The 23,067-nt window shown below is 64.6% G+C and carries 24 protein-coding genes; 18 read left to right on the top strand and 6 right to left on the bottom strand.

Features of this window, described 5'->3' with window-relative positions; genetic code table 11:
• Window positions 1–288: 288 nt before the first annotated feature.
• Window positions 289–570, top strand: coding sequence for an HU family DNA-binding protein (locus AC3A6Y_RS31790; protein WP_487872205.1), 282 nt, complete (start codon window positions 289–291; stop codon window positions 568–570).
• A 428-nt stretch (window positions 571–998) separates the two neighbouring features.
• On the top strand, window positions 999–2,000 hold the full coding sequence (locus tag AC3A6Y_RS31795; protein ID WP_487872206.1) for an AcrVA2 family anti-CRISPR protein: 1,002 nt from the start codon (window positions 999–1,001) through the stop codon (window positions 1,998–2,000).
• 380 nt (window positions 2,001–2,380) lie between these two features.
• On the opposite strand, the gene AC3A6Y_RS31800 is transcribed toward AC3A6Y_RS31795, so the two are convergent.
• Both AC3A6Y_RS31800 and AC3A6Y_RS31805 read right to left on the bottom strand, forming a co-directional pair.
• Window positions 2,381–2,677 (bottom strand): hypothetical protein, encoded by a 297-nt coding sequence (locus tag AC3A6Y_RS31800; RefSeq protein ID WP_487872207.1) that lies wholly within the window; start codon window positions 2,675–2,677, stop codon window positions 2,381–2,383.
• The gene (locus AC3A6Y_RS31805; RefSeq protein ID WP_487872208.1) at window positions 2,671–3,075 is read right to left on the bottom strand and encodes a hypothetical protein; all 405 of its coding nucleotides are present in this window, start codon (window positions 3,073–3,075) and stop codon (window positions 2,671–2,673) included. Before AC3A6Y_RS31805 ends, AC3A6Y_RS31800 begins: the two co-directional genes overlap by 7 nt.
• A 252-nt stretch (window positions 3,076–3,327) precedes the next feature.
• Between AC3A6Y_RS31805 and AC3A6Y_RS31810 the strand changes: the two genes are divergently transcribed.
• Window positions 3,328–5,382 (top strand): ParB/RepB/Spo0J family partition protein, encoded by a 2,055-nt coding sequence (locus tag AC3A6Y_RS31810; RefSeq protein WP_487872209.1) that lies wholly within the window; start codon window positions 3,328–3,330, stop codon window positions 5,380–5,382.
• Between the two features lie 90 nt (window positions 5,383–5,472).
• Here AC3A6Y_RS31810 and AC3A6Y_RS31815 read toward each other — a convergent pair whose 3' ends face one another.
• Genes AC3A6Y_RS31815 through AC3A6Y_RS31825 form a run of 3 tightly spaced genes read right to left on the bottom strand, consistent with a single transcriptional unit; the run spans window position 5,473 to window position 7,243 of the window.
• A complete protein-coding gene (locus AC3A6Y_RS31815) occupies window positions 5,473–5,958 on the bottom strand; it encodes a hypothetical protein (protein ID WP_487872210.1) in 486 nt (161 codons plus the stop codon).
• Window positions 5,955–6,755, bottom strand: coding sequence for a StbB family protein (stbB, locus tag AC3A6Y_RS31820; protein ID WP_487872211.1), 801 nt, complete (start codon window positions 6,753–6,755; stop codon window positions 5,955–5,957). The genes AC3A6Y_RS31815 and stbB overlap by 4 nt, the downstream gene beginning before the upstream one ends.
• Window positions 6,752–7,243, bottom strand: coding sequence for a hypothetical protein (locus AC3A6Y_RS31825; RefSeq protein ID WP_487872212.1), 492 nt, complete (start codon window positions 7,241–7,243; stop codon window positions 6,752–6,754). Before AC3A6Y_RS31825 ends, stbB begins: the two co-directional genes overlap by 4 nt.
• A gap of 434 nt (window positions 7,244–7,677) precedes the next feature.
• Here AC3A6Y_RS31825 and AC3A6Y_RS31830 point away from each other — a divergent pair, with 434 nt between their 5' ends.
• From AC3A6Y_RS31830 to AC3A6Y_RS31870, 9 genes are read left to right on the top strand one after another with little or no spacing between them, the layout of a single operon-like run.
• Window positions 7,678–8,049 carry a hypothetical protein gene (locus AC3A6Y_RS31830; RefSeq protein ID WP_487872213.1) on the top strand — a complete coding sequence of 124 codons (372 nt, stop codon included), beginning with the start codon at window positions 7,678–7,680 and terminating at the stop codon, window positions 8,047–8,049.
• 13 nt (window positions 8,050–8,062) lie between these two features.
• Window positions 8,063–9,760: a type IV secretion system DNA-binding domain-containing protein gene (locus AC3A6Y_RS31835; RefSeq protein ID WP_487872214.1), complete on the top strand. Its 1,698-nt coding sequence runs from the start codon at window positions 8,063–8,065 to the stop codon at window positions 9,758–9,760.
• A gap of 15 nt (window positions 9,761–9,775) precedes the next feature.
• The gene (mobF, locus tag AC3A6Y_RS31840) at window positions 9,776–12,820 is read left to right on the top strand and encodes a MobF family relaxase (RefSeq protein WP_487872215.1); all 3,045 of its coding nucleotides are present in this window, start codon (window positions 9,776–9,778) and stop codon (window positions 12,818–12,820) included.
• A gap of 16 nt (window positions 12,821–12,836) precedes the next feature.
• Window positions 12,837–13,517 carry a histidine kinase gene (locus AC3A6Y_RS31845; RefSeq protein ID WP_487872216.1) on the top strand — a complete coding sequence of 227 codons (681 nt, stop codon included), beginning with the start codon at window positions 12,837–12,839 and terminating at the stop codon, window positions 13,515–13,517.
• A gap of 13 nt (window positions 13,518–13,530) precedes the next feature.
• Complete coding sequence (locus AC3A6Y_RS31850) at window positions 13,531–13,947, top strand: response regulator (protein WP_487872217.1); 417 nt, start codon at window positions 13,531–13,533, stop codon at window positions 13,945–13,947.
• On the top strand, window positions 13,944–14,474 hold the full coding sequence (locus tag AC3A6Y_RS31855; protein ID WP_487872218.1) for a putative pterin-binding protein: 531 nt from the start codon (window positions 13,944–13,946) through the stop codon (window positions 14,472–14,474). The genes AC3A6Y_RS31850 and AC3A6Y_RS31855 overlap by 4 nt, the downstream gene beginning before the upstream one ends.
• A complete protein-coding gene (locus tag AC3A6Y_RS31860) occupies window positions 14,471–15,928 on the top strand; it encodes a sensor histidine kinase (protein WP_487872219.1) in 1,458 nt (485 codons plus the stop codon). Before AC3A6Y_RS31855 ends, AC3A6Y_RS31860 begins: the two co-directional genes overlap by 4 nt.
• A 51-nt stretch (window positions 15,929–15,979) precedes the next feature.
• On the top strand, window positions 15,980–16,324 hold the full coding sequence (locus tag AC3A6Y_RS31865) for a dihydroneopterin aldolase (protein ID WP_487872220.1): 345 nt from the start codon (window positions 15,980–15,982) through the stop codon (window positions 16,322–16,324).
• The gene (locus AC3A6Y_RS31870; protein WP_487872221.1) at window positions 16,321–17,025 is read left to right on the top strand and encodes an SDR family oxidoreductase; all 705 of its coding nucleotides are present in this window, start codon (window positions 16,321–16,323) and stop codon (window positions 17,023–17,025) included. The genes AC3A6Y_RS31865 and AC3A6Y_RS31870 overlap by 4 nt, the downstream gene beginning before the upstream one ends.
• 3 nt (window positions 17,026–17,028) lie before the next feature.
• On the opposite strand, the gene AC3A6Y_RS31875 is transcribed toward AC3A6Y_RS31870, so the two are convergent.
• The gene (locus AC3A6Y_RS31875) at window positions 17,029–17,892 is read right to left on the bottom strand and encodes a helix-turn-helix domain-containing protein (RefSeq protein WP_487872222.1); all 864 of its coding nucleotides are present in this window, start codon (window positions 17,890–17,892) and stop codon (window positions 17,029–17,031) included.
• A gap of 198 nt (window positions 17,893–18,090) precedes the next feature.
• Between AC3A6Y_RS31875 and AC3A6Y_RS31880 the strand changes: the two genes are divergently transcribed.
• From AC3A6Y_RS31880 to AC3A6Y_RS31905, 6 genes are read left to right on the top strand one after another with little or no spacing between them, the layout of a single operon-like run.
• Window positions 18,091–18,726, top strand: a complete 636-nt coding sequence (locus AC3A6Y_RS31880) for a lytic transglycosylase domain-containing protein (RefSeq protein ID WP_487872223.1) — start codon at window positions 18,091–18,093, stop codon at window positions 18,724–18,726.
• Window positions 18,727–18,768: 42 nt separating this feature from the next.
• Window positions 18,769–19,143: a hypothetical protein gene (locus AC3A6Y_RS31885; protein WP_487872224.1), complete on the top strand. Its 375-nt coding sequence runs from the start codon at window positions 18,769–18,771 to the stop codon at window positions 19,141–19,143.
• Between the two features lie 15 nt (window positions 19,144–19,158).
• On the top strand, window positions 19,159–19,500 hold the full coding sequence (locus AC3A6Y_RS31890; RefSeq protein WP_487872225.1) for a hypothetical protein: 342 nt from the start codon (window positions 19,159–19,161) through the stop codon (window positions 19,498–19,500).
• Window positions 19,500–22,031, top strand: a complete 2,532-nt coding sequence (locus AC3A6Y_RS31895; protein WP_487872226.1) for a VirB4 family type IV secretion/conjugal transfer ATPase — start codon at window positions 19,500–19,502, stop codon at window positions 22,029–22,031. The genes AC3A6Y_RS31890 and AC3A6Y_RS31895 overlap by 1 nt, the downstream gene beginning before the upstream one ends.
• A complete protein-coding gene (gene virB5, locus AC3A6Y_RS31900; RefSeq protein ID WP_487872227.1) occupies window positions 22,031–22,789 on the top strand; it encodes a P-type DNA transfer protein VirB5 in 759 nt (252 codons plus the stop codon). Before AC3A6Y_RS31895 ends, virB5 begins: the two co-directional genes overlap by 1 nt.
• A 4-nt stretch (window positions 22,790–22,793) precedes the next feature.
• On the top strand, window positions 22,794–23,054 hold the full coding sequence (locus AC3A6Y_RS31905) for a hypothetical protein (protein WP_487872228.1): 261 nt from the start codon (window positions 22,794–22,796) through the stop codon (window positions 23,052–23,054).
• Window positions 23,055–23,067: the final 13 nt, after the last annotated feature.

Below are 23,067 nucleotides of genomic sequence, written 5' to 3' on the forward strand. Positions count from 1 at the left end.
GTTGCCCCTTCCTCAAGGTGCCGGCTTACGCGAGTTCAGTGGGCGTCTTTCGCACCGAGGTACAGGGGTTTCTGGTCTATGCACGGGGTCGGGTTCGCGTGGCTCGCGTGGCTACTGCCGGGCGAAGTCTGAACGAGACCTCGCAATTGACTTTCGTCAATTGCAGGCCGCAAGTCGAAGCTGTGCTTTGTTTCTGTTCATACCCACTCCAGGCACGTTGATTCCAGCCACCGTCCGACAAGCTCGGATGGCTATGCTCCTCATCATCTTTTCAAAAGGAACCTCAGTTTGAACAAGACCGAACTTATCGCGGCGATCGCTGCGGACACCAGCCTCAGCAAGGCTGATGCTGGCCGCGTACTCGAATCGGCAATTGAAAACCTGACGCGGTCATTGGCACGTGGGGAAACCGTGCAGCTGATCGGGTTTGGCAATTTCAGCGTGGCGAGCCGTACCGAGCGCACCGGCCGCAATCCATCGACCGGCGAGCAAATGACGATCAAGGCGAGCAAGGCGCCGAAATTCACGGCAGGCAAGGCATTGAAGGATGCTGTCAACGCGCCAGCGTAGTCGCCAAATCGAACGCCAGGCGCGGCGAATGCGAGGCCCAGCAGTCCATAGGTCGAGGAGGCTCGCGCCATCAAGGCCGACAGACGGCCACAACCGGGCAGCCATCACGAGTTGAAGTCCAGTCGCGACGCGGGCCATGTCGCGGAGCAATCGGTCCAGCTGGTCACTTTCGGAACACGCCCGAGGACCGGGCGTCGCGCGTCCCGCGACGCCGATCGATGCAATCACGATGCCTGTCATGGCATCGGTGTTGGTTGCACCGAGCAACAGCAACGATCCGTGCTCCGCTCCGCTCAACATGTCCACAGCGGATCAAGGCAAGGCGCAAGGTCGAGAGGGGAAGATCGACAACGACTGGATTTCTCCAAGACAATGATCGTCGTCGCCGAGCGTTCAACCGGCCTGGGCAAACGCAAGAAATCCTCATCATGACGATCACGAATGGCGGCGTCCATCCAGCGTTGCAGATGCTGGAGTTCGTCGGGCGTGAAATGCCTGGCGTGTGGACACGCATCGAAGAATTGCGCGCGGAGTTCCGCACTGTGGCTGACTGGCCGACGTGGTGTTTCGCGCCCACCGCCGTGGCTTATCCCATTGCCGGCGACCAGCCCATGCTCGCCGCGAAGCTCACGGCGCTCGCCGCCTGGCGCATGACGAAGGGGATCTATCGGTTCGATCCGACATTGATGGCGGCGCTTACCGACACGCCGCTTGATGTGGACGTGCCGGTCGACGTCCTGCGTCGTCGGCCGGAATGGTGCATCTACCTTGAACTCGGCCGAATTCCCACTTGGAGAGGTGCGGCACGGGGGGTGTGGCTCTCCCTGGAGCGAGCTGGCACGACCGATGCCGGCCCGCTCGTCCTCCACCTCTTGCTCGACACAGAGCGAGAACTGGACCTTTCGCTGAGCGATCATTCGATGCTGACGATGGCGGTGCCGCTCTCGGGCGAATCGCTTTTGACGTCGCTGCAGCAGTCTCTCGGGAAGGTCCCCGACGCCCCTCTTGTCGTGCGGGTGGGCGCCATTGTCGGCCCCATTCTTTCATTGATGCTCTACGTGTGTTCGCAAGGCGCCGAGATGAGCCAGGGCGGCATTGCTGCGCGGCCTTCAATGCCGGTGCCGGTCCGCACGCGGCGCAAGGGAGAACGCCTCTTTCCTGCAGCTGCGCCGGTGCGGTGGGACCTTGGCGTGCGGATCGGGGCCGCACTGCGTGCAGCCCAATTCCCGTGCGGAAGCTCGGCTGGGACCGGTACTGGAGCAACCGTTCGGCCGCATTTTCGGCGCGCGCATTGGCACACCATACTTTCCGGGCCGCGCAAAGGCGTCCCTGCAGACATGCGCGCACGCGAAGTGCACTGGATGCCTCCAATCGCCGTGAACGTCCGCGATCATGAGGAACTGCCAGCCGTCATCCGGCCAGAGCGCTAGCTCCAAGCGCGAACCCGCGCATCGCGGATGGCGCGGCGCTTGGCTGAAACCGTCAATCATGTCGCACTGGGCGCGCTGGTGGCCGGGTAGGGGGCGGGTCCTCGGAGTCATTCAACGCGGGGCTGGAAAAACTGGGCCTGATCGCTGGCTCGCGCGCAGAACGCCCAGAGCCGTCATGCCGGGGTTCACCTGGGCTCTGGCTTGGCGCAGCATGCCCGGTGCGCGGCGGCATCCATCACCCGGTCGACGAGGCGCTGCCGTGCCCGCGGGGCCAGGGCAGGGTGGGCGGCTCGCCAGAGTCGGCCGCGCACAACGATGTAGCGCCCGTCAGGCGTCAGCGGGTATCTGCTCGGTTGACGCCGGGGTGTCGCTGCGCCTGTTCATGTTGTCGAACGTGCCGACGCTCGGCGCAGTGCGCCGAGCTGGCGCGCTTCTTCGGCGTCCCTGAGGCTCTTGGCGGCGCGGGCAGCCGAGTACTCGACGTAGAGCGCGTCGATGGATTTGGCCCATTCGGCCGCAGCCGCCTGCTGTCCGGCGTGTTCGGCAAGGTCCTGCGTGAGAACTCGACGGCGTTCGCGCTGATCGCGCTCGTCGACCGGGCGGGGACGGCTGTGGAAGGCTGGAACGGCGACGCCAGCTTTGCGAAGGATGGCTTCTTTCTGATCTGTGGTCAGCATGTCGTCTCCTGCAAGCGCCGTTCCAGCCTGGTGGCTGGAATCCGCGCCATCGATGATTTCTCAATCCAGGTCTCTGTCGGCGCCGCGCGCTCGCTTGCTGCGCGTTCGGTGCCGACGAAGGAAGAGATGAGGGTCGATGGGGTGAACTGCAAGGTCTGTGCCATTCCTGCAGTGATGCGGAATGTGGGCGCCCCACCGGCTTCGCCGCTGTCGGGCTGCTCCGGGTTCGCGCCTTCGCGCTCATCCCCTTTCGGGGACTGGCTGCGCCAGCCCTGCGCATCCCTGGCGCGGACATCCTCGGCCAGACGCGCCTGCGGCGCGTAGAGGCGCTCGCCGCGCGGCGGTTCCGGTCCGCGTCGACCTCCTGCAGTGCTGCCGTTGTCCTGAGTCCTTCGCATTGCCGGTGACTCTGCGCCCGCGCTGCCGGGGGACCGGCTGCGCCTGCAAGGGGGTTTTCATAAAGCTTCGCTTTACAAACCTTCCCCCTTGCTCCCCCGTCATCGCGGTCGCTGTCGTTCACCGGGCGAAGAACTCAGGAAAACGGCGGCCAGCTCCGGGTAGGAGGCCGATGCGAACCGGAACCCTTTCACAAAGGGCTCTGAATCTAGGAACCCGGCATGTCCTCAACTTCAACTGCAAAGGAATCTGAAATGACTGTCATTGCCAAGCCGAAAGAAGCTGCTGCATCGCGTGAGCACAAGCCGGAAAAGAAGGCGGCCGGTGCGAAGGGCCCAGTCCCTGAGGTCATCGAACCGATGGGGCGCGATGTGCTCGTGCCGCTGGACCGGCTGTTCATCAGCGATGCGAATGTGCGCAAGGTGCATCACGCAGAAGGCCTGATCGAACTGGCCGCGTTGATCGAAGCGCAAGGGTTGTTGCAGCGATTGAGCGTCGTTGAACATCCCGATGGTCGCTACGCGGTGGTCGCAGGTGGGCGACGCCTGCGCGCCATGCAGCTTCTGGCCACCGAAGGGCGGTGGTCCGCTTCGCAAGCCGTGGAGTGCAAGCTCTACGATGATGCGCGCAGCGTCGAGGTCTCCCTCGCCGAGAACTCCGCGCGCCTATCCGTCCATCCCGCCGACGAAATGGAGGCCGTCCGCAAGCTGGTCGAGGATGGGCTCACGGTCGCGCAGGTGGCGGGCCGCTTCGGCGTCACGCCGCTGACGGTGGAGCGCCGTCTCAAGCTGGCCCGCCTTGCGCCACGCTTCATTGCCATGTACCGCGCCGACGAGATCGAGCCGGACCAGTTGCAGGCGCTGGCACTCATCGAGGACCACGCGGCGCAGGACTCGATCTGGGATGGCCTGCCCCCCTACGACCGCAATGCGTGGACCCTTCGCCGTCTCATCACCGAACAATCCTGCTCGGGCGACAGCCGTCTGGCCCGCTTCGTGGGCATCGAGGCCTACGAGGCCCAGGGCGGTGCGGTGCGGCGTGACCTCTTTGCCGACGGCGACGACGCATCGAGTGTCTACCTGGACAACCCGGTCCTCTTGCAGACGCTCGCCATGGAGAAACTGCGGGGCTTTGCCGAGGAATTTCGCCTCGAAGGGTGGATGTTCGTGGATTGCCTGACCGAAGGCGATCAACTCGCCCTGCGCAGCTATGGGCACGAAGTCCAGGCCGAGCGGGCGCCGACGCCCGCGGAAGCACAGGCCATCGGGGCGATGGAGGCGGATCGCGACCGGTTGGCCGAGGCCTACGAGAAGCTGGAAGACGACGCAGAGGGCGGCCGGGACGCCGACCACTACGAGGCCGAGGAACAACGCCTTTCCTGCGCACTGGATGCGCTCGACGACCGCATCGACACGGCCCGTGCTGCCTTGCGGGAATGGACCCCACAGCAGATGGCCCGCACCGGGGTGCTGCTGCGCATCGACTCCGCGGGCAAAGTGACCGTCACTCGCGGGCTCATTCGCGCCGAGGACCGCAAGGCAGGGAAGGGCGCATGCCAGTCCGGCATCGCCTCCGAAGGCCATGAAGACGAGCCGGGAGAGGCAGAAGGGTCCCAAGCCGGCAGAAAGCGCCCGGAGTTCAGCGAGAAGCTCATGCGCGACCTGACTTCGCACCGCACCGCCGCCCTCCAAGCCGCACTGATGCAGAACACGCATGTGGCGCTCGTCACGCTCGTGCATCGGATGGCCGAGACCATCTTCGAGCAGTACAGCCGCGGCAACGATGTCGTGAAGGTGTCGGTGCGCGTCACGAGCGACTACACGCTGGCGCAGCAGGCGAGCGACTACGAGAGCTCACCCGCAGGCACCCTGCTCGGGCAGGCGCATGCCGAATGGGGCGAGCGGCTTCCCGGGAACCCCGAAGCGATGTTCCGCTGGCTGCTCGGCCAGGAGCGCGAAACGCTCATGGAATTGCTCGCCTACTGCACCGCTCGCAGCATCGACGCCGTGGCAGGCCGCGAACGCAGCTACGACCAGAGCGATGCGATGGCCGAAGCGCTCGGGTTGGACATGGCCGACTGGTTGCCGACCGCCGCGAACTACCTCGGCAGCGTGAGCAAGGCCAAGGCGCTGGAAGCCGTCAAGGAAGCCATGGGCATCGATTGCACCCAGGCGGTGGCCAGGATGAAGAAGGCCGATGCGGTGGCGTATTGCGCCGCGAAGCTGGAAGGCTCGCGCTGGCTGCCGGCGCCGCTGCGCCCGCTGACGCAAAGGCTCCGCAGCCTTGAGGACGACGAGCGCGCGGACTGATCGATCTCCTTGACCGGATACACGGCCGACGAGCTTCCCCTCGTCGGCCGTCTTTCCGCGGCGCGACAGGGCGAATCCAAGGCCTGAGCGTCATGACTTGCCCAGCAATTCATGAACTTTGGTGCGTGTGGCTGCGTCAAGTGATGGCCAAGCTGACATGAGGGCGCGCCCGACTCGAGCCTGTTCCAGCACATCCCGCATGCCAAACCAGGCGACGCCCCCAATGAGAGCCGCCGCCACCGCCGCACTGATCGCGCAGGCGCCCCAAAGGCTTGTCGATCGGGAGCGCGCGGTGCCTCTTAAGGCCACTTCGCGCGGGTGCGGCGGGAGTGCGCTTCCTTGCATCGCCGTCTCGATCCTCGCTGCCGACGCACTGAGCTTGCGGCCCGCCTCCAGGATCACGGGCTGCGCGTCGATCGACTGCTGCACGAGCCGCCCGAGGATGTCGAGGTCGGCATCCAGTTCCTCGCGCACCTTCGCAAGCGTTTGCGCCGCTTCTTCGACGCGCTGAACCAGCGGGTCGACGTCTTCCAACAGAATGCGCAGCGCCGCATGCTGGGCGCTCACGGCAGTCATGCGCCCTTTCCGGAAGCAATGGCTTCGGGTGCGCCCTCGCGCGCGCTCATGCTCGCTGCCCCTGCGGGGAACAGCATCGCATGTACGCGCGCGAGGTTCTGCTGGGCTGTCACCGCCAGATCGTGCGTCATCTGGCCGGACATGGCGCGCTCTAGCGCCTCCATGTCACCAGCGCGCTTCGCTTCCAGGCGCGCCGCCTTCCAGTCGGTCGCACCCTCAGCCAACTCGCGCACCGTCTGGCCCGATTCCTTGGCCAGCTCATAGGCCTCATTGCGGTCGATGACCGCATGCGGCTCGAAGACGGCCTTGCCCTTGCCGTCGGCGGCCGCGTAGCCCACCACCTGTGCAAAGACGATCTCCACCGGGTCGAGCGCATCGCTGGCGTACTGGTTGAAGACGACCCGTACCTTGCGGGCATCGAGCCCAAGCTCATGCAACCAGTCGATGGTGGCGATGGTGTCGCGCTGCTGCTTGTCCGCCGGTACCGTGGGAACCAGCACCAGGTCGAACTCCCCGATTGCGCTCATGAAGCGCTTCACCTCGCTCATGAAGGCCGCGACGTTGGAGGCGCCCACGTCAACGATGACCTGCTCGCCGAGCATGATTTCCCGAAAGATCTCCTTGAAGCGGCTTGCGCTCAATTCCTCCACGTCCAGGCCTTCGACCTCGTTGGCGGCGCTTGCATTGATGGATTCCACGCTCACGATGCGAGCGCCGGGCGTGAAGGCCGCCAGCAGGTGCACGGCGATCGTGCTCTTGCCGACATTGCCGGAGAGGTTCAGGACGCAGATCTTCATGATGGATCCTCGCGGGATGGATTTGCAGAAGGGTGGCGGTTGCGCTGGCGGTACTGCTCGCGGGCGATGCGCCCGTAGTCCTTGGAAGCGGTGCGTCGCGCGCGCTGGAGCGCCGCGAGTACATCGGTGGTGGATGAGGTTCCGCCTGTTTCTGGTGCTGGCGAATCTTGTGCAACTGCGGTGAGCGGGGACGATTCCTTCGAACAGCCGACCGACGAAGCAGTCGCGCCCGGCGACTCGCCGGCGCGCTCCTGCGTTCGCTGCGCCTTGCGGGCGCGCCCCAGTGAGATGCGGTAGTTGGTCCAACTGGTGGCGAGGCCACCGGCCGTAAGGGCCTCATGGATCGAGCGATGCGAGTACCCGAGGCGGACCGCGTGCGCGATGAGGATCTCCAGCCGCGCGACGACCGCCGCGTCGCTGCGCAGGCGCTGCGCGACGAGTTCGGCGGTGCGACACCGCAGCTGGTCCAGAGCTCCGACTTCGGACAAGGCGTATGGTCAAAGTAGTCAGCGACGCGTACATTCTGGCTTATGACTGCACCAGATGTCTTGAGAAATTGTCGCGATGAGCTACAGAAAGGCTACATGTTGAGTACTGTTTGGCTACACGAGACCGTGAACCGAGCTACAGCGAAGCTACAAATGAACTACACATTGGCTACGGATTGGCCGCAGAGTGCCTTCGGCCTTGTGTCACGCTCTCGGTCGATCCTGCGGCTCGACCGGGCAGTTGACGCCCTTTCAGGTGCGTCTGGGGTGGCGTTCGGGGGCCTCCCGACCCGCCTAAGGGGGCATACACCATACGCACTTACAAAGTGCCTGGAAACCCGCATGGATACTGGATTTCGCTGTGTTACAGGCGGCTTGGCGTGTGTTACCTCGCGCGCTGCCTGCGAATGAAAAGGGCCCGAAAGGCGTAACACATGGCCCGCTACGTTCCGATCCGCTTCAACGACGAGGAGGCAGCCTGTCTGGAGCGTTCCTTCGCCGCCTCGGAAGACAGTGCGCTGAGCACTCACATCAAACGAATCTACTTCGACGCAGTCCGGTTGGAGGTGGACGTGTTGCAGGACCTGCGTCGCGACATGAACCGCATCGACGCCAGCGTCGAGCGCCTTCGCGAACGGCAGGCCGAACCCGTCGGGCAGGGTGCCGGGGAGGACACGGACCTCCTGCTGGGCATCCTGTGCGGTCTGTACGTCATGGTGCGCAAGTCGGTGGGCGACAGCATCCGGGCTCAGGCGGACCAGGCACTGGACATCTCGGCCATCGAGGGTTACCTGAAGGGCCGCTGATCGGAGAAGGGCCATGTACGTCAACCACCGAACCCCCGACAACACCCTGCGCTCGTGGCTGGCGCTCAGCGTCTTCGTCGCCATCCTTGCGGGTTGGGTCGCCAACGTGGCCCTGTACTACCGGTTGCCGACATCGCTCTTTGCCAAGGGCCTCTGGCACGCCGCACTCCAGACCCCGTTCCTGCCGATGCTCTGGATCGGCCCTTTCCTGGGCTTGGTCCTGGGTGTTGTCATGTTCGCCGTCTGTGTGAAGCGCTATGCGAACCATTTCGGAGGATCGGTCTTCGTCGGCCGCTTGCGCGGGCCCAAGATGGTGAGCCAGTACCAGCTGGCGAAGGCGACCCGGAAGAGCCGAGGCATGGGCCGCGACAAGAAACAGCTGCGGTTTGCCGCCATCCCGATCCCGCGGGAGGTCGAGAACACGCAGTTTTTTGTGGGCGGCTCCACCGGGACCGGCAAGAGCGTGTGCATCAGCGACTATGTGGCGAGCGCCATCGAGCGGCAGGATCGCGTCATCTGTGTCGACCCGGACGGGGCCTCGATGCGCTACTTCTTCCAACCGGGCGACGTGATCCTCAATCCCTTCGACGCCCGCAGCCAGGGCTGGAGCATCTTCAACGAGATCCGCACCAGCTTCGACTGCGAGCAGTACGCGATCAGCCTGATCCCCCGCAGCCCCTCCACCGAGCAGGAGACCTGGAACAGCATGGGTCGCACGATCGTGAGCGAAACCCTAACGGTGCTGCTGCGCCAGGGCGCCGGCATCACCGAGCGCCTCGTTCACTGGCTCACTACCGCCAGCAACGATGACCTCAAGGCGCTGCTGACCGGCACGCCAGCGGCCGGGTGCTTCCACGGCGCGCCGGACACGCTCGCGAGCATTCGCACCGTCCTGACCCAGTACATCACCCCGCACAAGTACCTGCCCTCAGGCGACTTCTCCTTCCGGAACTGGCTGGACAACGGGCGGGGGAACCTCTGGATCACTTGGCGCGAGGACATGCTGCAGGCGCTCAAGCCGCTGATTTCCTGCTGGACCGACGTCACCTGCGCGAGTGTGTTGTCCATGGCCGAGGACTCCAACCGGCGCATCCACCTGGTGGCCGACGAGCTGGACTCGCTGGAAAAGCTCAACTACCTGATCGACGCGGCGACCAAGGGGCGCAAGAAGGGTCTGCGAATCATGGCCGGTGTGCAGTCCCTGGCCCAGCTCAACGACATCTACGGCAAGGACGATGCGCTCACGCTGCGCAACTGCTTTCGCAGCTCCTTCCTGTGCGGCATCGGTGAACTGGACACCTACACGGCCGAGGAATTCTCGCGCGGGTTGGGCGAGCACACCGTGCTACGGCGCGCGCCGAGCGTGTCGGTGGGAACCGCGGGCAGCAAGGGGACCCTGTCGCACCGCCAGGACACGGAGCGGCTGGTGTCTCCGGCCGAGTTCCACCTGCTGCAGAACCTCACGGGCTACGTGAAGCTGGCGGGCAACTACCCGATCGCACGCGTATCGCTCAAGTACGCAAAGCGCCCCGTGGTGGTGGCGCCGATGATCATGGCCGAGGGCTTCAATGATCGGCCCCAGCAGGAGAACTTGCTGTTCTCGGCCGGTCGGACGGTGGCGACGGGAGTGGCCACGCAGACCGGCGGCAGCGCGGCCACGGCGCGGGCAGCCACAGGGACCGCCGGCGCGTCCACCCCCGCATCCGCCTGAAGGGAGAAGGCCACCATGCTCTCCTTCAAGTTCGTTGCCGATGCCACCCGGGCCGGGCACTACTTCGAATCCTCGGACGACTACTACGGCAAGGAAGGTCACCGGGGCGACTGGCTCGGTGCCGGCGTCATCGAACTGGGCCTGGACAAGGCCGGGACCGTAGAGCGCGCCCTGTTCCAGAACCTGCTGGAGGGCGAGCTCCCCGACGGCAAGCGCCTGCGCGTGAACCGTACCCGCGGCAGCGAAGACCGCAAGGGCATCGACTTCACCTTCAGCGCGCCGAAGTCCGTGAGCATCCAGGCACTGGTGCAGGAAGACCCGCGCATCATCGCGGCGCACGACGCCGCGGTGAAAAAGAGCCTGGAGCTGATGCAGGAGTTCGCCGCCACCCGCAAGAAAGTTCGTGGCCTTTCCTTTCGGGAGCGCACCGGCAACTTGGTGGTGGCGACCTTCCGGCACGAGCTCTCACGCGCGCAAGATCCGCAGCTGCACACCCATGCCATCGTCATGAACATGACGAGGCGCAAGGATGGGGCGTGGCGTGCCCTCTCGAACGAGGACATGCTTCGCAACGTCAAGATGGTAGGGGCCTTCTACCGGGCGACGCTGGCCGAAGAGCTCAAGAAGCTGGGCTTTGAGCTGCGAGAAACGCGCAAGGGCGGCTGGGAGTTGGCACACGTCTCCGATGCGGTGATCCGGCACTTCAGCCAGCGCAGCCGCGAGATCGAGGCACTGCTGGCCGCGCGCGGCCAGGCACGAGAGACGGCGACCACCGCGCAGAAGCAGGTCATCACGCTCGCCAGCCGACGCAAGAAGACCGAGAGCGACAGGGCCTGGTTGCGAGAGCACTGGCGACAAACCGCTCTGGAGGCAGGCCTCGATCTGCAGGCGAAGCTCGGCCCTCACGCAGACGCCGGTATGACCGTCGCTGGTCGAGCCCGCTCGAAGGTCGCTCGGCTCACGGAGTCCGCGCGCGAGAAGCTGACCGGTGTGAGCCGATCGCGCCGCGCCGCCGACGAGGCCGTCAACTTCGCCATCGCGCACTTGGCCGAGCGGCAGGGCATTTTCTCGCGGGCCGAACTCCTCGAGGTGGCCTACGGTCGCGCGGCGACGCGCACAACCACGTTGGAGGTCCGGGCCGCCCTGGAGACGGCGAAGACGGATGGCAGGCTTCTTCCGGAACTGCCGCTGTACCAGACCGCACGGTCCCTCAACATCAGTGCCGGCGAGCTCGCGCGCGATCCCAAGGCCAATCAGTTCAAGGGGCATGACGACTTCGAAAAACTCACCCGGGCCTCCTGGATCGCGCTGACGATGACTACGCGCGGCCAGTCTCAGGCGCAGGCCGAGGCGGCGGTGGATGCCGCGATCGAGCGCGGCGCGCTGGTGCCGTCGGAGGCGCGCTTTGCAACGCCGGAGGCCCGGCGCAGCGAGACCCGCATTCTCGGCATCGAGAAGGCGGGCCGGGGCGTGCTGCCCGCCGTGGCCTCGCCCGAGAAGGTGGACGCCATGCTGGCCGCGAGCGACCTCAACGCAGGCCAGCGCGACGCGGTCCGGATGGTGCTCACGGCCCGGGACCGCTTTGTGGGCATTCAGGGACTGGCCGGCACGGGCAAGAGCCACATGCTCGCCAAGGCGGTGGAGGGGATCAAGGCGGAAACGGCGCGGCTGTCGGGGAGCCACGGCTATCGCGTGATCGGGCTCGCGCCGTATGCCTCGCAGAACGAGGCGCTGGCGACGCTCGGCATGGAGTCGCAGACGCTGGCGTCTTTCCTCGCGCGCGTCGGTCAGCAGCGAAGCCTCGATGCGAAGTCGATCGTGATCCTGGACGAGGCCGGGGTGGTGCCGGCCCACCAGCTGGAAAAGCTCATGGCCATCGCGGAGCGTCAGGGCGCGCGGCTGGTGCTGTGCGGCGACCGCAAGCAGACCCACGCGGTGGAAGCGGGCAAGCCGTTCGAGCAACTGCAGGATGCCGGGATGACGAAGGCTTTTCTCACCGAGATCAAGCGCCAGAAGAACGAGGCGATCAAGGCGGCGGTCGTACATGCGGCGAACAACGCGGTGCCCCAGGCCGTGGAGGTGCTTGAGCCTCACGTCGTCGAGGTGCGGCACGATGTGATCCGCTACGAACGCCTGGCGCGCACCTACGTGTCCTTGCCTGAGGCCGAACGGCGCGAGACGCTCATCGTGGCGGGCACCAACGAGGCCCGGCGGGCCATCAATGCGTTGGTGCGGGAGGGCTTGGCCCTGCAAGACGGCGACCAGGTGGCGGTGCTCAACAATGTGGACATGACCCGTGCAGAGCTGAAATCCGCACAGAGCTACGAGGCGGGGCAGATCGTGGTGCCGCAGCGCACCTGCGGCCCTCAGCTCGTCAAGGACGAGCAACTGAAGGTGCTGGCGCACGATGTGCGCACGAACCTGCTGACGGTGGAGCGCGAGAACGGGCAACAGGTGAGCTTCGATCCTGCAGAGAACTCCATGCTGCGCCTGTACGAGCGCGAGACGGTCGACCTGGCACCGGGAGATTGGGTGCGGGTGACTGCGAACAACAGGAAGCTGGGCGTTTCCAATGGTGAGCGCTACGAGGTACGGGCTGTGGATGCCAGGCACGTGACGCTCAAGGGCGCAAAGACAGATATCCGGCTGGATCGGCGGCGCCCACTGCATCTGCAGCACGGCTATGCCAGCACGATCCACTCGGCGCAGGGACTGACGAAGAACCGCGTGCTGGTCGAAGCGAATACCAAGAGTCTCACCAGCAACCGTGCGGTCTTTTATGTCGCGATCTCGCGGCCGCGCCATGACATCACGCTCTTCACGGACGACGCTTCGAAGCTGGCGGCAGCCATGAGTCGCGAGCCGAAGAAGTTCGCGGCGCTGGAGCTGAGAGATGCGATGAATGAAGGCGCGGTGCTGCGCGCCAGGACGGCCAAGGCCGCCCAGGCCATCCTCGCGCAGAAGCTGCGACGGGGCAAGAGTCAAGGCCAGGCCCAGCAGGGTGTGGCCTACGCTGTGGCGCAGCAGCGTCCGGCCGCGGCAGTGACACGGGGACTCTGAGGGAGAAAGAACGCCCATGAACAAAGTCAACGATACGAGACCATCTGATGAAGTCCAGCCGTCGTCGGTGGATGTGACGGCGGCTCTTCACTGCCTTGTCCACGACATGCGCTCACCGCTGCAAACGATCCTGTCATCGATCGATGGACTGGATGCCGTTCAGCTGGACGATGGGATTCGGCGCACTGTGGAGCGGCTGCAGCGCTCAACTCATTCGATGGATGCGCACATGGCGGACCTGGCCACCCTCTTGCTGATCCAGTCGCAGGCATTCACCCCACAGCCGGTTTCGTTCGAGGTGGGCGAATTGCTGGAGGAGGTCAGAGTGGCTTCGGCGCAGTCGGGATTGACAGCATCCATCGAAGCGCCGAGCGAGCCCATCTTTGCGGTTGCCGATGCCGTGCTGATTCGAAGCGTGCTCGTGCGCCTTGTGCGGGCTTTCAGCAAGCTGGCTGGAAGCCGCTGCGTGACCGTGGCGGTCGATGGCGTGGAACTGGCCGCGTCCGTGCTCGTGTTCCGGGTGGGCTGTGCGGGCGGCGGACCCTGGCCGCAGGGTTTCTCGGAGCGCTTGCTGCCGGCGAAGGCGATCGCGGGCGTGATCGGCGCAAGGCTGCAAGCCGGGGGGAGCGACAGCATTGTCTTGACGGCGCCGGCGCACATCGAAGATGGCGACGCGGTCGCGCGTGCGCATGCCTGAGGAGCCCTCTGGGATGAACCCTGCGGGAGCTTCCACACCGATCCGGGTGGCCGTCCTGGACGATGACGAGGATGTCGTGGCAGCCATTGCGACGGTCCTTCGGATGGAGGGCCTGCAGGCGCAGGAGTTCACGGGTGTCGTGGCGTTCGAGGTGGCCACGCGGACAACGCGCTTCGACGCCTACGTGCTGGACTGGCTGCTCGGCGACGTCACAGCACTGGACATCGTGAGAAGCCTACGGGCCGATCGCGTGAATGAGAACGTCCCGATCTTCCTGCTTTCCGGGAACCTGGCCTTGGGCGGGGTCCCGACCGATCCGGAGCTGGCAGCGGCCATCGCGCGGCACCGGCTTTTCTATCGTGCGAAGCCGTACTCGGCGCGGCAGCTCGCGCGCGACATCCACACTGCATGCGAAGGAACTACGCGATGAAAAGTGTCCCCCTGTCCATCGTTCGCCCCGCTGCCTCGATCGGGTTGCTGGCCGCGGCGCTCGCCCTGCCGGGCGTGGCGTCTGGCGCGCCGAACGCATGTCCCACCGACGCGCTCCTTGAAATCAGCGGGTCAGTCAAGCCCAACTCGCCACGAGGCTCTTTCCTGTTCAGTGAGAAAGACCTCCTCAAGCTCAAGACGGTCAAGCTCGTCACCGCGACGGCCTGGACGACCCGTAGCGAGTTTGTCGGTCCCGAACTCTCCACGGTGTTGGAGGCAGCGGGTGTGCCTTCCGCGGCCAAGGAAATGCGCTTCTACGCCATCGACGCGTACGAGATCACGATTCCGACGACGGATCTGACCAAGTACCGGCCGGTGATGGCGCACACGCAGAACGGCGAAAGGCTGGTCGTCGCAACGCGTGGACCGGTCTTTCTCGTTTATCCGCGGGATCAGTACCCAGAGCTCACCGCCATCAAGGGTCAGGCGCAGTTCGTCTGGATGGTGTGCAAGATCGTCGTGAAATGAAGCAGGCTTCGGAAACGCGCCCCTCCAGACCCGCGCCGCGGTGGGTCCTGAAGTTCGGCGGTCCTTTGGGTATCTTGCTCATCTTGTCGGCGCTTTTAGGCATGGTGGTGCTGCATACGGCAACGAAGCCGCGCAACGTGCCGCCGGAATCGTGGCCCACAGAGGGGTACTACTTCGCAGGCGCCCAATATCAGATGGGACTGCAGGCCTTGCGGCTGGAAATCGCGCGCTACCACCTGGCCGAACAGGCAGATGCGCGGGAGGCGCACCGGCGCGATTCGATCATTCTGCGTGACGTCCTGCACGCCAAGTATTCGATCCTCATGGACTCGCCGGAGCTGCGGCCTTTCCTGCAGGCGGTTCAGGGATTTCGGGAATCCGTCGGTCCATTGACAGAGCTGAACAACCGGCTGGATGCCGTGGTGGATGCGGGGCTCGGATCGCTGGCGGGCTATCGAAGCTTCGATGCCGAGCTCGAGCCGCTCAGCCAGATGGTGGTGAGCATGGCCAACGATCTTCGGGTTGCAGAACTCGTGGGCTTCGAGGCCGCTTTCGAGGCGCAGCGCCGCGCGACCCGGGCGTACCAGGATGTGGGCCTGGCCCTGCTCGCGATGCTCGGATTGGGGCTGTTTGTCCACGTCCAGATCCTGCGCAAGGAAGAACATGCCCTGCGCATCGAGGCCGAGGCGCGCGCGGAAGCCCAAAGAAGCGCGCAGGCGCGCGTCGCGCTGCTGGGCATGGTGTCCCACGAGTTGCGCACCCCATTGCAGACCATGTTGGCCGATGTGGAGACGCTTTCGCTTGTGAGTGAGGGTGACTATGGCAAACGCGCGATCGCCAGCCTGGAGCGCAACATCGGGCAGGTCTCTGGTCAGCTGGACGACATCGCGCAGTACACGCGGGTTGTCAGCGGCACCTATGAGGCCAGGCGCGAGCGGTTTGCGCTGGTGCCGATGCTGGAGAGGATCTTGGACGAGCACCGGGCATCCACGCGGCCCGGGCAGCAGCTCGCATTGGAAACCTGCCTTTCGCTCGAAATGGAGGTCGTGGGTGATCCGATCCGTCTTCACCAGATCATCAACAACTTCCTTTCCAACGCGATCAAATACGGCGGCCAGGACGTGATCTCGGTGTCCGCGGAGCTGGAGGAGGGCAGGGCATCCGAGGCGCCCGAATCCTCAGACGTGGCGGTGGTGCGGGTGACCGACCATGGGCCGGGCATCCCGGAATCGGATTTCGCTGCGATCTGGGAGCCCTTCGTGCGGGGTCGGCGCGGGCAGGCGCGGTCCAAGGGCAGTGGCTTGGGCTTGGCCATCGTCCGGCTTCTGGCGGACTCGATTGGCTGGAAGGTCGGTGTGGCGAATGGCAAGCTGGGGGGCGCTACCTTCTTTGTTCGCTTTCCGATCACAGCGTCTGAGGCTGCACAGGTGAGCGGGGGCCAGCACTCTGGTTAAAAATGGCAGCTTGGCTCGGCGCTTCCGCCGGGCACCTATCGACTGACGAACATGGCAACAATTGAAATGGAACTGCACGTGCGCACCGAGATCGGGATTGCGCCCACGGAGCGAGGCCGGGAGCAGGCGCTGACGGTGCTGCTGGTGGTCGAGGTCGATGATCGGCACTCGGACGCGGCGGCGCGCGAAGGCAAGATCGGTGCGACGCTCGACTACGGGCGGCTGCGCCAGATCGTGCACCAAGTCTTCGCGGAGCGTCGATGGGATCTGCTGGAGCAGGTGACCACCACCATCCGCGACCGCATCCGTGATCTGGAGCACGTTGTCTCGGCGCGCGTGGGGATTACCAAGCATCACGCCTGGGCGGACGTGCCGCGCCTGACTTTGACCCGATGAGCTGGGTCCTTGTCACTGGCGGCACGGCACGGGGCGGCGAAGCCGTTGTTCGCGCGCTGCACGACGCTGGGGTGAACGTGGTGGTCCACCATTCCCCGCGCTCCGGTGATCGGGCTACCTCCTTGTGCGCCGAACTTGGAAATCAAAGAGCAGGCTCCGTGCGCGCCTGGGAAGCGGAGCTGAGCGAAGCCGTGATCGTGCCTGCATGGCTCACTGAGATGGCGCCGGAGTTCTGCGTCTGCAATGCCAGCGTGTACCAGCCGAGCGAGCTGGGCGACAGCGAGCGGCAAGCCGCGGACCTGGCGGTGCATTTGCATGCGCACGCAGCCATCCTGAACGCATTGAAGCCGGGCCTGCGTTCCGTCGTGGCAGTCACCGACGTCCATGTCGATCGGCCCGTTGCAGGTTACCTCTGGTATACGGTGGCCAAGGCCGCCCTGCAGTCGCTGATCATCACGCTGGCCATGGAGTGGGCGCCGCGCGTTCGCTGCAACGTGGTCGCGCCCGGGGCCCTCCCGTTGCCTGAGGCCTGGAGCGACGCTGAGCGCGGTGAAGCGATCAAGCGGTCCATTCCCCTGGGCAAGCTTGGCAGCTTCGAGGACCTCGCGTCGGCGGTGAAATGGATGCTGTTGGACGCCTCCTATGTGACCGGTCAGGTGCTCGCCATCGATGGCGGCCGAAGTCGCTGGCTGCGCGGCTAGGGCTCACGTCTGACTTTTCGCAGCGCGCACCTTGCGCAGGCCATCATTCTCCAGCGCGGAGAGAAGAAGCGGCAGGCGCGTCGGCTTCTCGATGACCTGAACCCGGTAAGTGGTGGCCGCTGAGGCGACGTCCACGGGATCGGCCGAACCGCTGCGCATCTTGCCCGACAGCAGCACCACGGCCGCTGGCTGCTGCAACCCGCGGAGCGTGGCCAGCAGCGGCGCTGCGTTGCCTTCGGCCAGCAGCCAGTCCACCACGTAGCCGTCGTAAGGCGTGTTGGCGATGGCGGCCACAAGGTCCTGGGCGTTCGAGTAGGGCACGGCTTCCAGGCCGGCGCTGCGCAGCTGGTCGCATAGCGCACGAGCCACATCCTCCTCGTCGTCGAGCACGGCGATGCGCAGGGTCGAGCTCGAAGGGTGGGCAAGTACAAGTTCCACCCGCGCGATGCGCAGGGCCGCCTGCGAAGAAATGGCTGTCGTCGGTACCACGGCGTAGGCGCCCGCATTCTCGAGGGCGACGAAACTGTCGGTCGTCGGATCGGGCGCCCCTTCGGCGAGCCAGATCCGGCACTCGACATTCGCACCGCCGATGCGCAAGGTGGCTGGCTTGGAGGTCGATGTCGCATGCGCGCCGACGACATGCGACAGCGTCTCGCCGAAGTGCTGCGCCAGGGCAGACAACTCTTCCAGCGTCCACGCGGCGCTGCGGTTCACCCGCTGGTGTGCGGCTGCACGAGACAAATTGAAGAACTCCCCCACGAAGGAGGAGTGGCGATGCTTGGCGATTCCGTGGCGTTCCAGCAGCGCCCGCACCATCTGCGCGGCAAGCGATAGAGGTCCTTCTTCGGAGGGCTGGAACGTTGTCATTTCTCGGAATCTATCTCCATTTGTAAACGCGGTTGTTCAACGCCCAATTCGCGCGCAAAGTCTTGAAAAACACAACAAACGTCCTTTCGGAAAGAAATCCACGATGAAAGTGTATAGCGTTTCTTTATTCTGACTGGCGATTACTCAAAAAGCATTCAGTTTTTCAAAGCTTAAAGACAAGTTCAACAGAAAGTTAGCATGTTCCCTTCGGTCGCCCTCATTGAACAATGCGCCCCGCAAGTTTCGCCTGTCCTGATGCAGGCGCTGGTGCGGACCGAATCGGCTGGCCGGCCCCTGGCGATTGGGATGGACCGATCCTATGGCACCGTCAAGCAGCCGGAGACGCTGCAGGAGGCCGTCGCCACGGCGAACGCGCTGGTCGCCTCGGGCCGCAGGTTCTCGGTCGGCCTCGCTCAGATCCATGTGAGCAACGTAGGCCTGTACGGCATGAGCTGGGAACAGGCCTTCGATGCCTGCCAGAACCTCGCCATCGGCCAGAAGATTCTCTGGAATTTCTATCACCGCGCATCGGCCTCCGGCTATTCCGGCGTGGCGGCGATCTGGGCGGCGCTGCGCGGCTACAACTCCGGCGGCGTCGACCGCTCAATCAGCGACGACTATGCGAGCCGGATCTTCGCGTACATGACCAGCCAGCCACCACAGCTGCAACTCGGTAAAGGCATTCCGTTGCCATCGCAGACAGCGGTCTCCGCTCCAAATGACGCCCAAGTCGGCGTTGCATCGCTGGCGCCCAAGGGCGGAAACACCGCTCGTCGACGCCCGGGCGAATCGCTCGACATCTTCGAGAAGCCGAACGCCAAAGCCGGCTTCTAGTCCTTGCACATTCCGTCCACCAGACCCGTAAGAGAGGCACACATGATCGACAGGCTCATCACTGCAACGTATTCCATCGACCCCGCTCGCGGCCGGCGTGCGCCAACGTGGCTGCGACTCGCAGGTGCGGCGACTGCCGTCGCACTGACCGCGAGCCCGGCATTCGCGCAGAGCTTGAAGCAGGCGGGGGTCAACATCTTCAATGTCATCTACGGCGTGGTGGGCGTGATCGGTGCGATCGCGTGCCTGCTGACGCTCCTGAACTGGACCACGGGCAACTGGTTCGGACGCGACGACCCCAAGCGGCTTTTCTTGCAGGCCTTGTTCGCGACGGGCCTGGCGTTCGCCGTCGTGGCCATCATCCAGTTCGTCAAGGACATGGTTGGCGGCTCGGCCTCCGGCATCTCCAACCTTTGAGCGGTGATGTCGGAATTGAGCGGACGCCACGAAGAACCGGCGCTCGAGCGCGCGGTGATCTATCGCGGGCCGCAGGCCCCGGTGCTGCAAGCGTATGTGCCGCTCCCGGTGTTCGGCGCCGAATGCATGTTGCTGTTGCTGTGCGTGCGCCTCTTCGGCTTCTGGACGCTGTTGCTGCTCCCGCTACACCTGGTCCTGGTCCTCAAGACCAACGACAACCCATTCTGGGTGCGCGACCTGGTGGCGAACTACCGATTCCGCTGGTTCGCCGAGAACAAGGGTACGCACGGCAGCGGCGTCGTGAGCTTCAGCCCGCACCTGTCCAGGCGCGAAGTGAACCGGCTCGAGGTGCTGTGATGTCTGCAGTCCCGAACGTGCGAGCCGAGCGCAGCGTCGCCAGTTGCCTGCCCTACTCGCAGCAGATCGACGAGCACACGGTCATCACCTACGAAGGCGACCTGACCCAGACCCTCTCGGTGCAGGGCCTCTCGTTCGAGACCCTCGGCCACAAGGAGTTGGACAACCTCAACCAACAGTGGTTCTCCGCGATCAACAACGTGGCTCGCAGTCCGAACGTCGCGCTGTGGACGCACCTGGAGCGCCGGCGCGTGCGCTACGACCTGTCTGGTGTGCGCTATGACAATGACCTGTCGGCGGAGTTTGCACGCCAGTACGTCCGCAAGTTCGAGGGCGAGCAGCATTTCACGAATCAGCTCTTCGTCTCGCCGGTGTACCGCTTGGCCGGCAACCGCGCGGACCGCACCAGCATTCGCCTGTCCAGGCGCTCTAGCGAAGGCATGTCGGAGTTGCGCCTGCGCGCGCGCGACGAGCTGGGCAAGCTCTCGGCGCAGCTGCTGGCCAGCCTGAAGCGCTACCACCCCCGGAAACTCGGCACCTACGATCTTGAGGGACAGCTGTGTTCGCGCACCGCCGCCTTCTACGGTCGCCTCCTCAACAACACCGACCGGCACATCGGGCTCGGCGCGTATGAGCTCAGCCAGAGCCTGCAGGCGGCCGCGCTGAACTTCGGGGCCGAGACCGTGGAGATCGAGGGTGCGGCAGGTTCCCGCTTTGCTGCCGCCCTGACGCTGGTGGCGCCGTACCGCGCCGAGCAACTGGACGCAAAGGCGTTCGAAGGCCTACTGTCATCATCCTTCGAGTTCGTTCTGAGCCAGTCCGTGACCGTGATGGCTTTCGACAAGGCCGACGCGCTGCTCAAGACCCAGTACAACAAGATCAAGAGCACCAGCGATAACGAGGAGCAACTCAAGGAGGTCGCCGCGGCCCGCACACAGCTGCAGGCCGGCAAGTTCTCGATGTTCGAGCACGAGCTGATCCTGGTGGTCTATGGGGACACCATCAAGGAGCTGAACCAAAACGTCAATGCCGCGGTGACCCTCCTGGACCAGAAGAGCATGAACACTTCGCGCGAGCGCGGTGGCGCGTTGATTTGCGCGTACTTCAGCACCTTGCCGGGCAACTTCAAGTACGGCCGCATCCGCGCGATGCCGATTAGCAGCAAGAACTTCTCCAAGTTCTTCCCGATGCACAACCACCCGAAGGGCAATGCGCAGGGCAGCCAGTGGGGCGCGCCGATCGCCCTGCTCAAGACGGCCGCCGGCGGGCCGTACTTCTTCAACTTCCATGTGAGCCGCAACCGGCTGCTGGAACAGGGCATCCGCCTCGACTACGACGACGAGCCGGCGCCGCGTCACGATCCGGAGGACGAGGCCGCCAATGATCGAAGGAAAGGTCGCAGCGGTGATGGAGTTGAGGGGCATCAGCGGGCACACCGCAAGGAGCTGGGCAACTACAAGATCATCGGACGCTCCGGTGGTGGCAAGACGGTGCTCAAGCTCGCGTTGCGGCTGCTTGCACGAAAGCGCGAGATGGCCAGCGGGCGTCCGCTGAAGATCTTCAGCTTCGACAAGGACTGCGGTGAGGAGATCTGCATCCGCGCCATGGGCGGGCGCTACTTCCGGATCGCGGGCGGAGAGCCGACCGGCATGAACCCGTTCTCGATGGCGCCGACCCCGGAGAACATCTCCGTGATTCTCTCCATCATGTCCTGGAACGCGCAGTTCGACGGCAAGTACGTCATGACGCACAAGGACGAGGAAGACCTGCTGCGAAGCATCCGGCAGGTCTACGAGCTGGAGCCGCGGCACCGGCGCTATGCGCGAGTTCGCGATGCCCTGCCGACGCATCGTGAGAACAGCCTCTACAACGCCCTCGGTCGATGGTGCGACGGTGGCGCGTTCGCCTGGGTGCTGGACAACGAGACCGACCGGTTCGATCTCACCGGCGCGGACACCTTCGGCTTCGACATGACCCACTTCCTCGACATCGAGGAGGCGCGCACGCCGATCCTGCGCTACCTGACGCACAAGATCGCGCAGCAGGCGTCGAGCGCGCCCCACATCATCGACATCGCCGAGGCCTGGCGGGCGCTGAAGGATCCGCTGATGCAGAACTTCATTGAGAACAAGGGCAAGACGATCCGCAAGGAGGACGGCGTGATCGGACTGGACACCCAGGAGCCGAGCGATATCAGCCGCTCGCCGCTCGGCAGCACGCTGCTGTCACAGTTTCCGACGCAGCTGCTGCTGCCCAACGGCGAGGCTGAGGAAGCCGACTACATCGACGGCCTTAAGCTCACGCCGCGCGAGTTCCAACTCATCAAGTACACCGAGGAGAACTCGGGGCAGTTCCTGCTCAAGAAGGGTGCCGAGTCGGTGCTGGTCAGGATGGACCTCAGCGGCATGGACGACATGCTGGCCGTGCTGTCGGCCAGCCTGGACAACGTGGAAATCATGCACGCGGCGATCGCTGAAGCTGGCCCCGAGCCTGCCGACTGGCTTCCCCTGTTTCTGAAGAGGAGAGTGTGATGAGGCTGCCCCTTTCCTGGATGACGCACTGCGTGATGCGCCAGGTGCGACACGCGAAACACATGGTCCTTGGGGCGGTGCTTTGCCTTGGTATGGCGGGTGGTGCCGGGGCCCAGATCCCGGTAACGGTCACCAGCGACATCCCTGCGACGGTGAATCAGATCGAAACGATCATGAAATGGACCGAGCAGCTCAAGTCCATGGGACAGCAGCTGGACCAGATGAGGCAGGTTTACGGAACGCTCCAGGGGATGCGAAACCTCGGCAGTCTCATGAACAACGACTTGCTCAACCAGTATCTGCCGCAGGACTACGTCGGGGCGGTGCATGCCATGAAGAGCGGCGGCGGGTCGTTCGCCGGCATCTCTGGTTCGGTGAACGACATCGTGCGTGCCAATCAGTTGAGATCCTGCGCGGAACTCAACAGCGATCCCGCGATGCGCTCATCCTGTAACCGCCAGTGGCAGCAGCTCGCGTTGCAGAAGCAGATCGGCGACATGGGCTATCGCAAGGCTGCAGAGAACATCCGCAACCTGCAGACCTTCGTCGGGTCGATCAACGCGTCGACCGACGTGAAGGCGATCAACGAAGTGCAGGCGCGCATCCAGGTGGAGACCGTGAGGATGCAGAACGAGCAGATCAAGCTATCGACCATTCAGGCGATGGAAGAGGCAGACCGTCGGCTGCAACAGCAGTCGGCCATCGACAATTTCAACGCCGGTATGTCCCGTGGGGCGGCCGGTGGCATCAGGTTCTAAGTCCATGAAACATATAGCTCGCGGGTTCGCGGCAATCGCTGTCGCCGCAGTCGTCCTTGGTTGCACCAAGCAGGAGGTCGCCGAGTCACCCAGGTTCGATGCCAAGGCCATCGCGGCAGAGGCAGATAAGGGAAACCTCGGCCCTCTCACAGAACTCAACAACGCCTGCACCTCTGAAGTCGAGAAGAACGGGAAGAGACTTGCGATATGCAAGGTTCAGGATGACGTTCGCGATCTACGCAAGCCAATCTATATCAGGTTCTGAACCTTGAAGAGCG

This window comes from Variovorax sp. Soil_C_17 (genome assembly GCF_057657265.1).

What these genes read in the sequence shown, in the direction of transcription:
- mobF (WP_487872215.1), top strand. Translation starts at nt 9,776, where the DNA reads ATGCTCTCCTTCAAGTTCGTTGCCGATGCCACCCGGGCCGGGCACTAC.
- AC3A6Y_RS31845 (WP_487872216.1), top strand. Translation starts at nt 12,837, where the DNA reads ATGAACAAAGTCAACGATACGAGACCATCTGATGAAGTCCAGCCGTCG.
- virB5 (WP_487872227.1), top strand. Translation starts at nt 22,031, where the DNA reads ATGAGGCTGCCCCTTTCCTGGATGACGCACTGCGTGATGCGCCAGGTG.
- AC3A6Y_RS31895 (WP_487872226.1), top strand. Translation starts at nt 19,500, where the DNA reads ATGTCTGCAGTCCCGAACGTGCGAGCCGAGCGCAGCGTCGCCAGTTGC.
- AC3A6Y_RS31885 (WP_487872224.1), top strand. Translation starts at nt 18,769, where the DNA reads ATGATCGACAGGCTCATCACTGCAACGTATTCCATCGACCCCGCTCGC.
- stbB (WP_487872211.1), bottom strand. Translation starts at nt 6,755, where the DNA reads ATGAAGATCTGCGTCCTGAACCTCTCCGGCAATGTCGGCAAGAGCACG.
- AC3A6Y_RS31865 (WP_487872220.1), top strand. Translation starts at nt 15,980, where the DNA reads ATGGCAACAATTGAAATGGAACTGCACGTGCGCACCGAGATCGGGATT.
- AC3A6Y_RS31795 (WP_487872206.1), top strand. Translation starts at nt 999, where the DNA reads ATGACGATCACGAATGGCGGCGTCCATCCAGCGTTGCAGATGCTGGAG.
- AC3A6Y_RS31805 (WP_487872208.1), bottom strand. Translation starts at nt 3,075, where the DNA reads ATGCGAAGGACTCAGGACAACGGCAGCACTGCAGGAGGTCGACGCGGA.
- AC3A6Y_RS31810 (WP_487872209.1), top strand. Translation starts at nt 3,328, where the DNA reads ATGACTGTCATTGCCAAGCCGAAAGAAGCTGCTGCATCGCGTGAGCAC.
- AC3A6Y_RS31870 (WP_487872221.1), top strand. Translation starts at nt 16,321, where the DNA reads ATGAGCTGGGTCCTTGTCACTGGCGGCACGGCACGGGGCGGCGAAGCC.
- AC3A6Y_RS31830 (WP_487872213.1), top strand. Translation starts at nt 7,678, where the DNA reads ATGGCCCGCTACGTTCCGATCCGCTTCAACGACGAGGAGGCAGCCTGT.
- AC3A6Y_RS31835 (WP_487872214.1), top strand. Translation starts at nt 8,063, where the DNA reads ATGTACGTCAACCACCGAACCCCCGACAACACCCTGCGCTCGTGGCTG.
- AC3A6Y_RS31860 (WP_487872219.1), top strand. Translation starts at nt 14,471, where the DNA reads ATGAAGCAGGCTTCGGAAACGCGCCCCTCCAGACCCGCGCCGCGGTGG.
- AC3A6Y_RS31855 (WP_487872218.1), top strand. Translation starts at nt 13,944, where the DNA reads ATGAAAAGTGTCCCCCTGTCCATCGTTCGCCCCGCTGCCTCGATCGGG.
- AC3A6Y_RS31905 (WP_487872228.1), top strand. Translation starts at nt 22,794, where the DNA reads ATGAAACATATAGCTCGCGGGTTCGCGGCAATCGCTGTCGCCGCAGTC.
- AC3A6Y_RS31850 (WP_487872217.1), top strand. Translation starts at nt 13,531, where the DNA reads ATGAACCCTGCGGGAGCTTCCACACCGATCCGGGTGGCCGTCCTGGAC.
- AC3A6Y_RS31800 (WP_487872207.1), bottom strand. Translation starts at nt 2,677, where the DNA reads ATGCTGACCACAGATCAGAAAGAAGCCATCCTTCGCAAAGCTGGCGTC.
- AC3A6Y_RS31815 (WP_487872210.1), bottom strand. Translation starts at nt 5,958, where the DNA reads ATGACTGCCGTGAGCGCCCAGCATGCGGCGCTGCGCATTCTGTTGGAA.
- AC3A6Y_RS31880 (WP_487872223.1), top strand. Translation starts at nt 18,091, where the DNA reads ATGTTCCCTTCGGTCGCCCTCATTGAACAATGCGCCCCGCAAGTTTCG.
- AC3A6Y_RS31875 (WP_487872222.1), bottom strand. Translation starts at nt 17,892, where the DNA reads ATGACAACGTTCCAGCCCTCCGAAGAAGGACCTCTATCGCTTGCCGCG.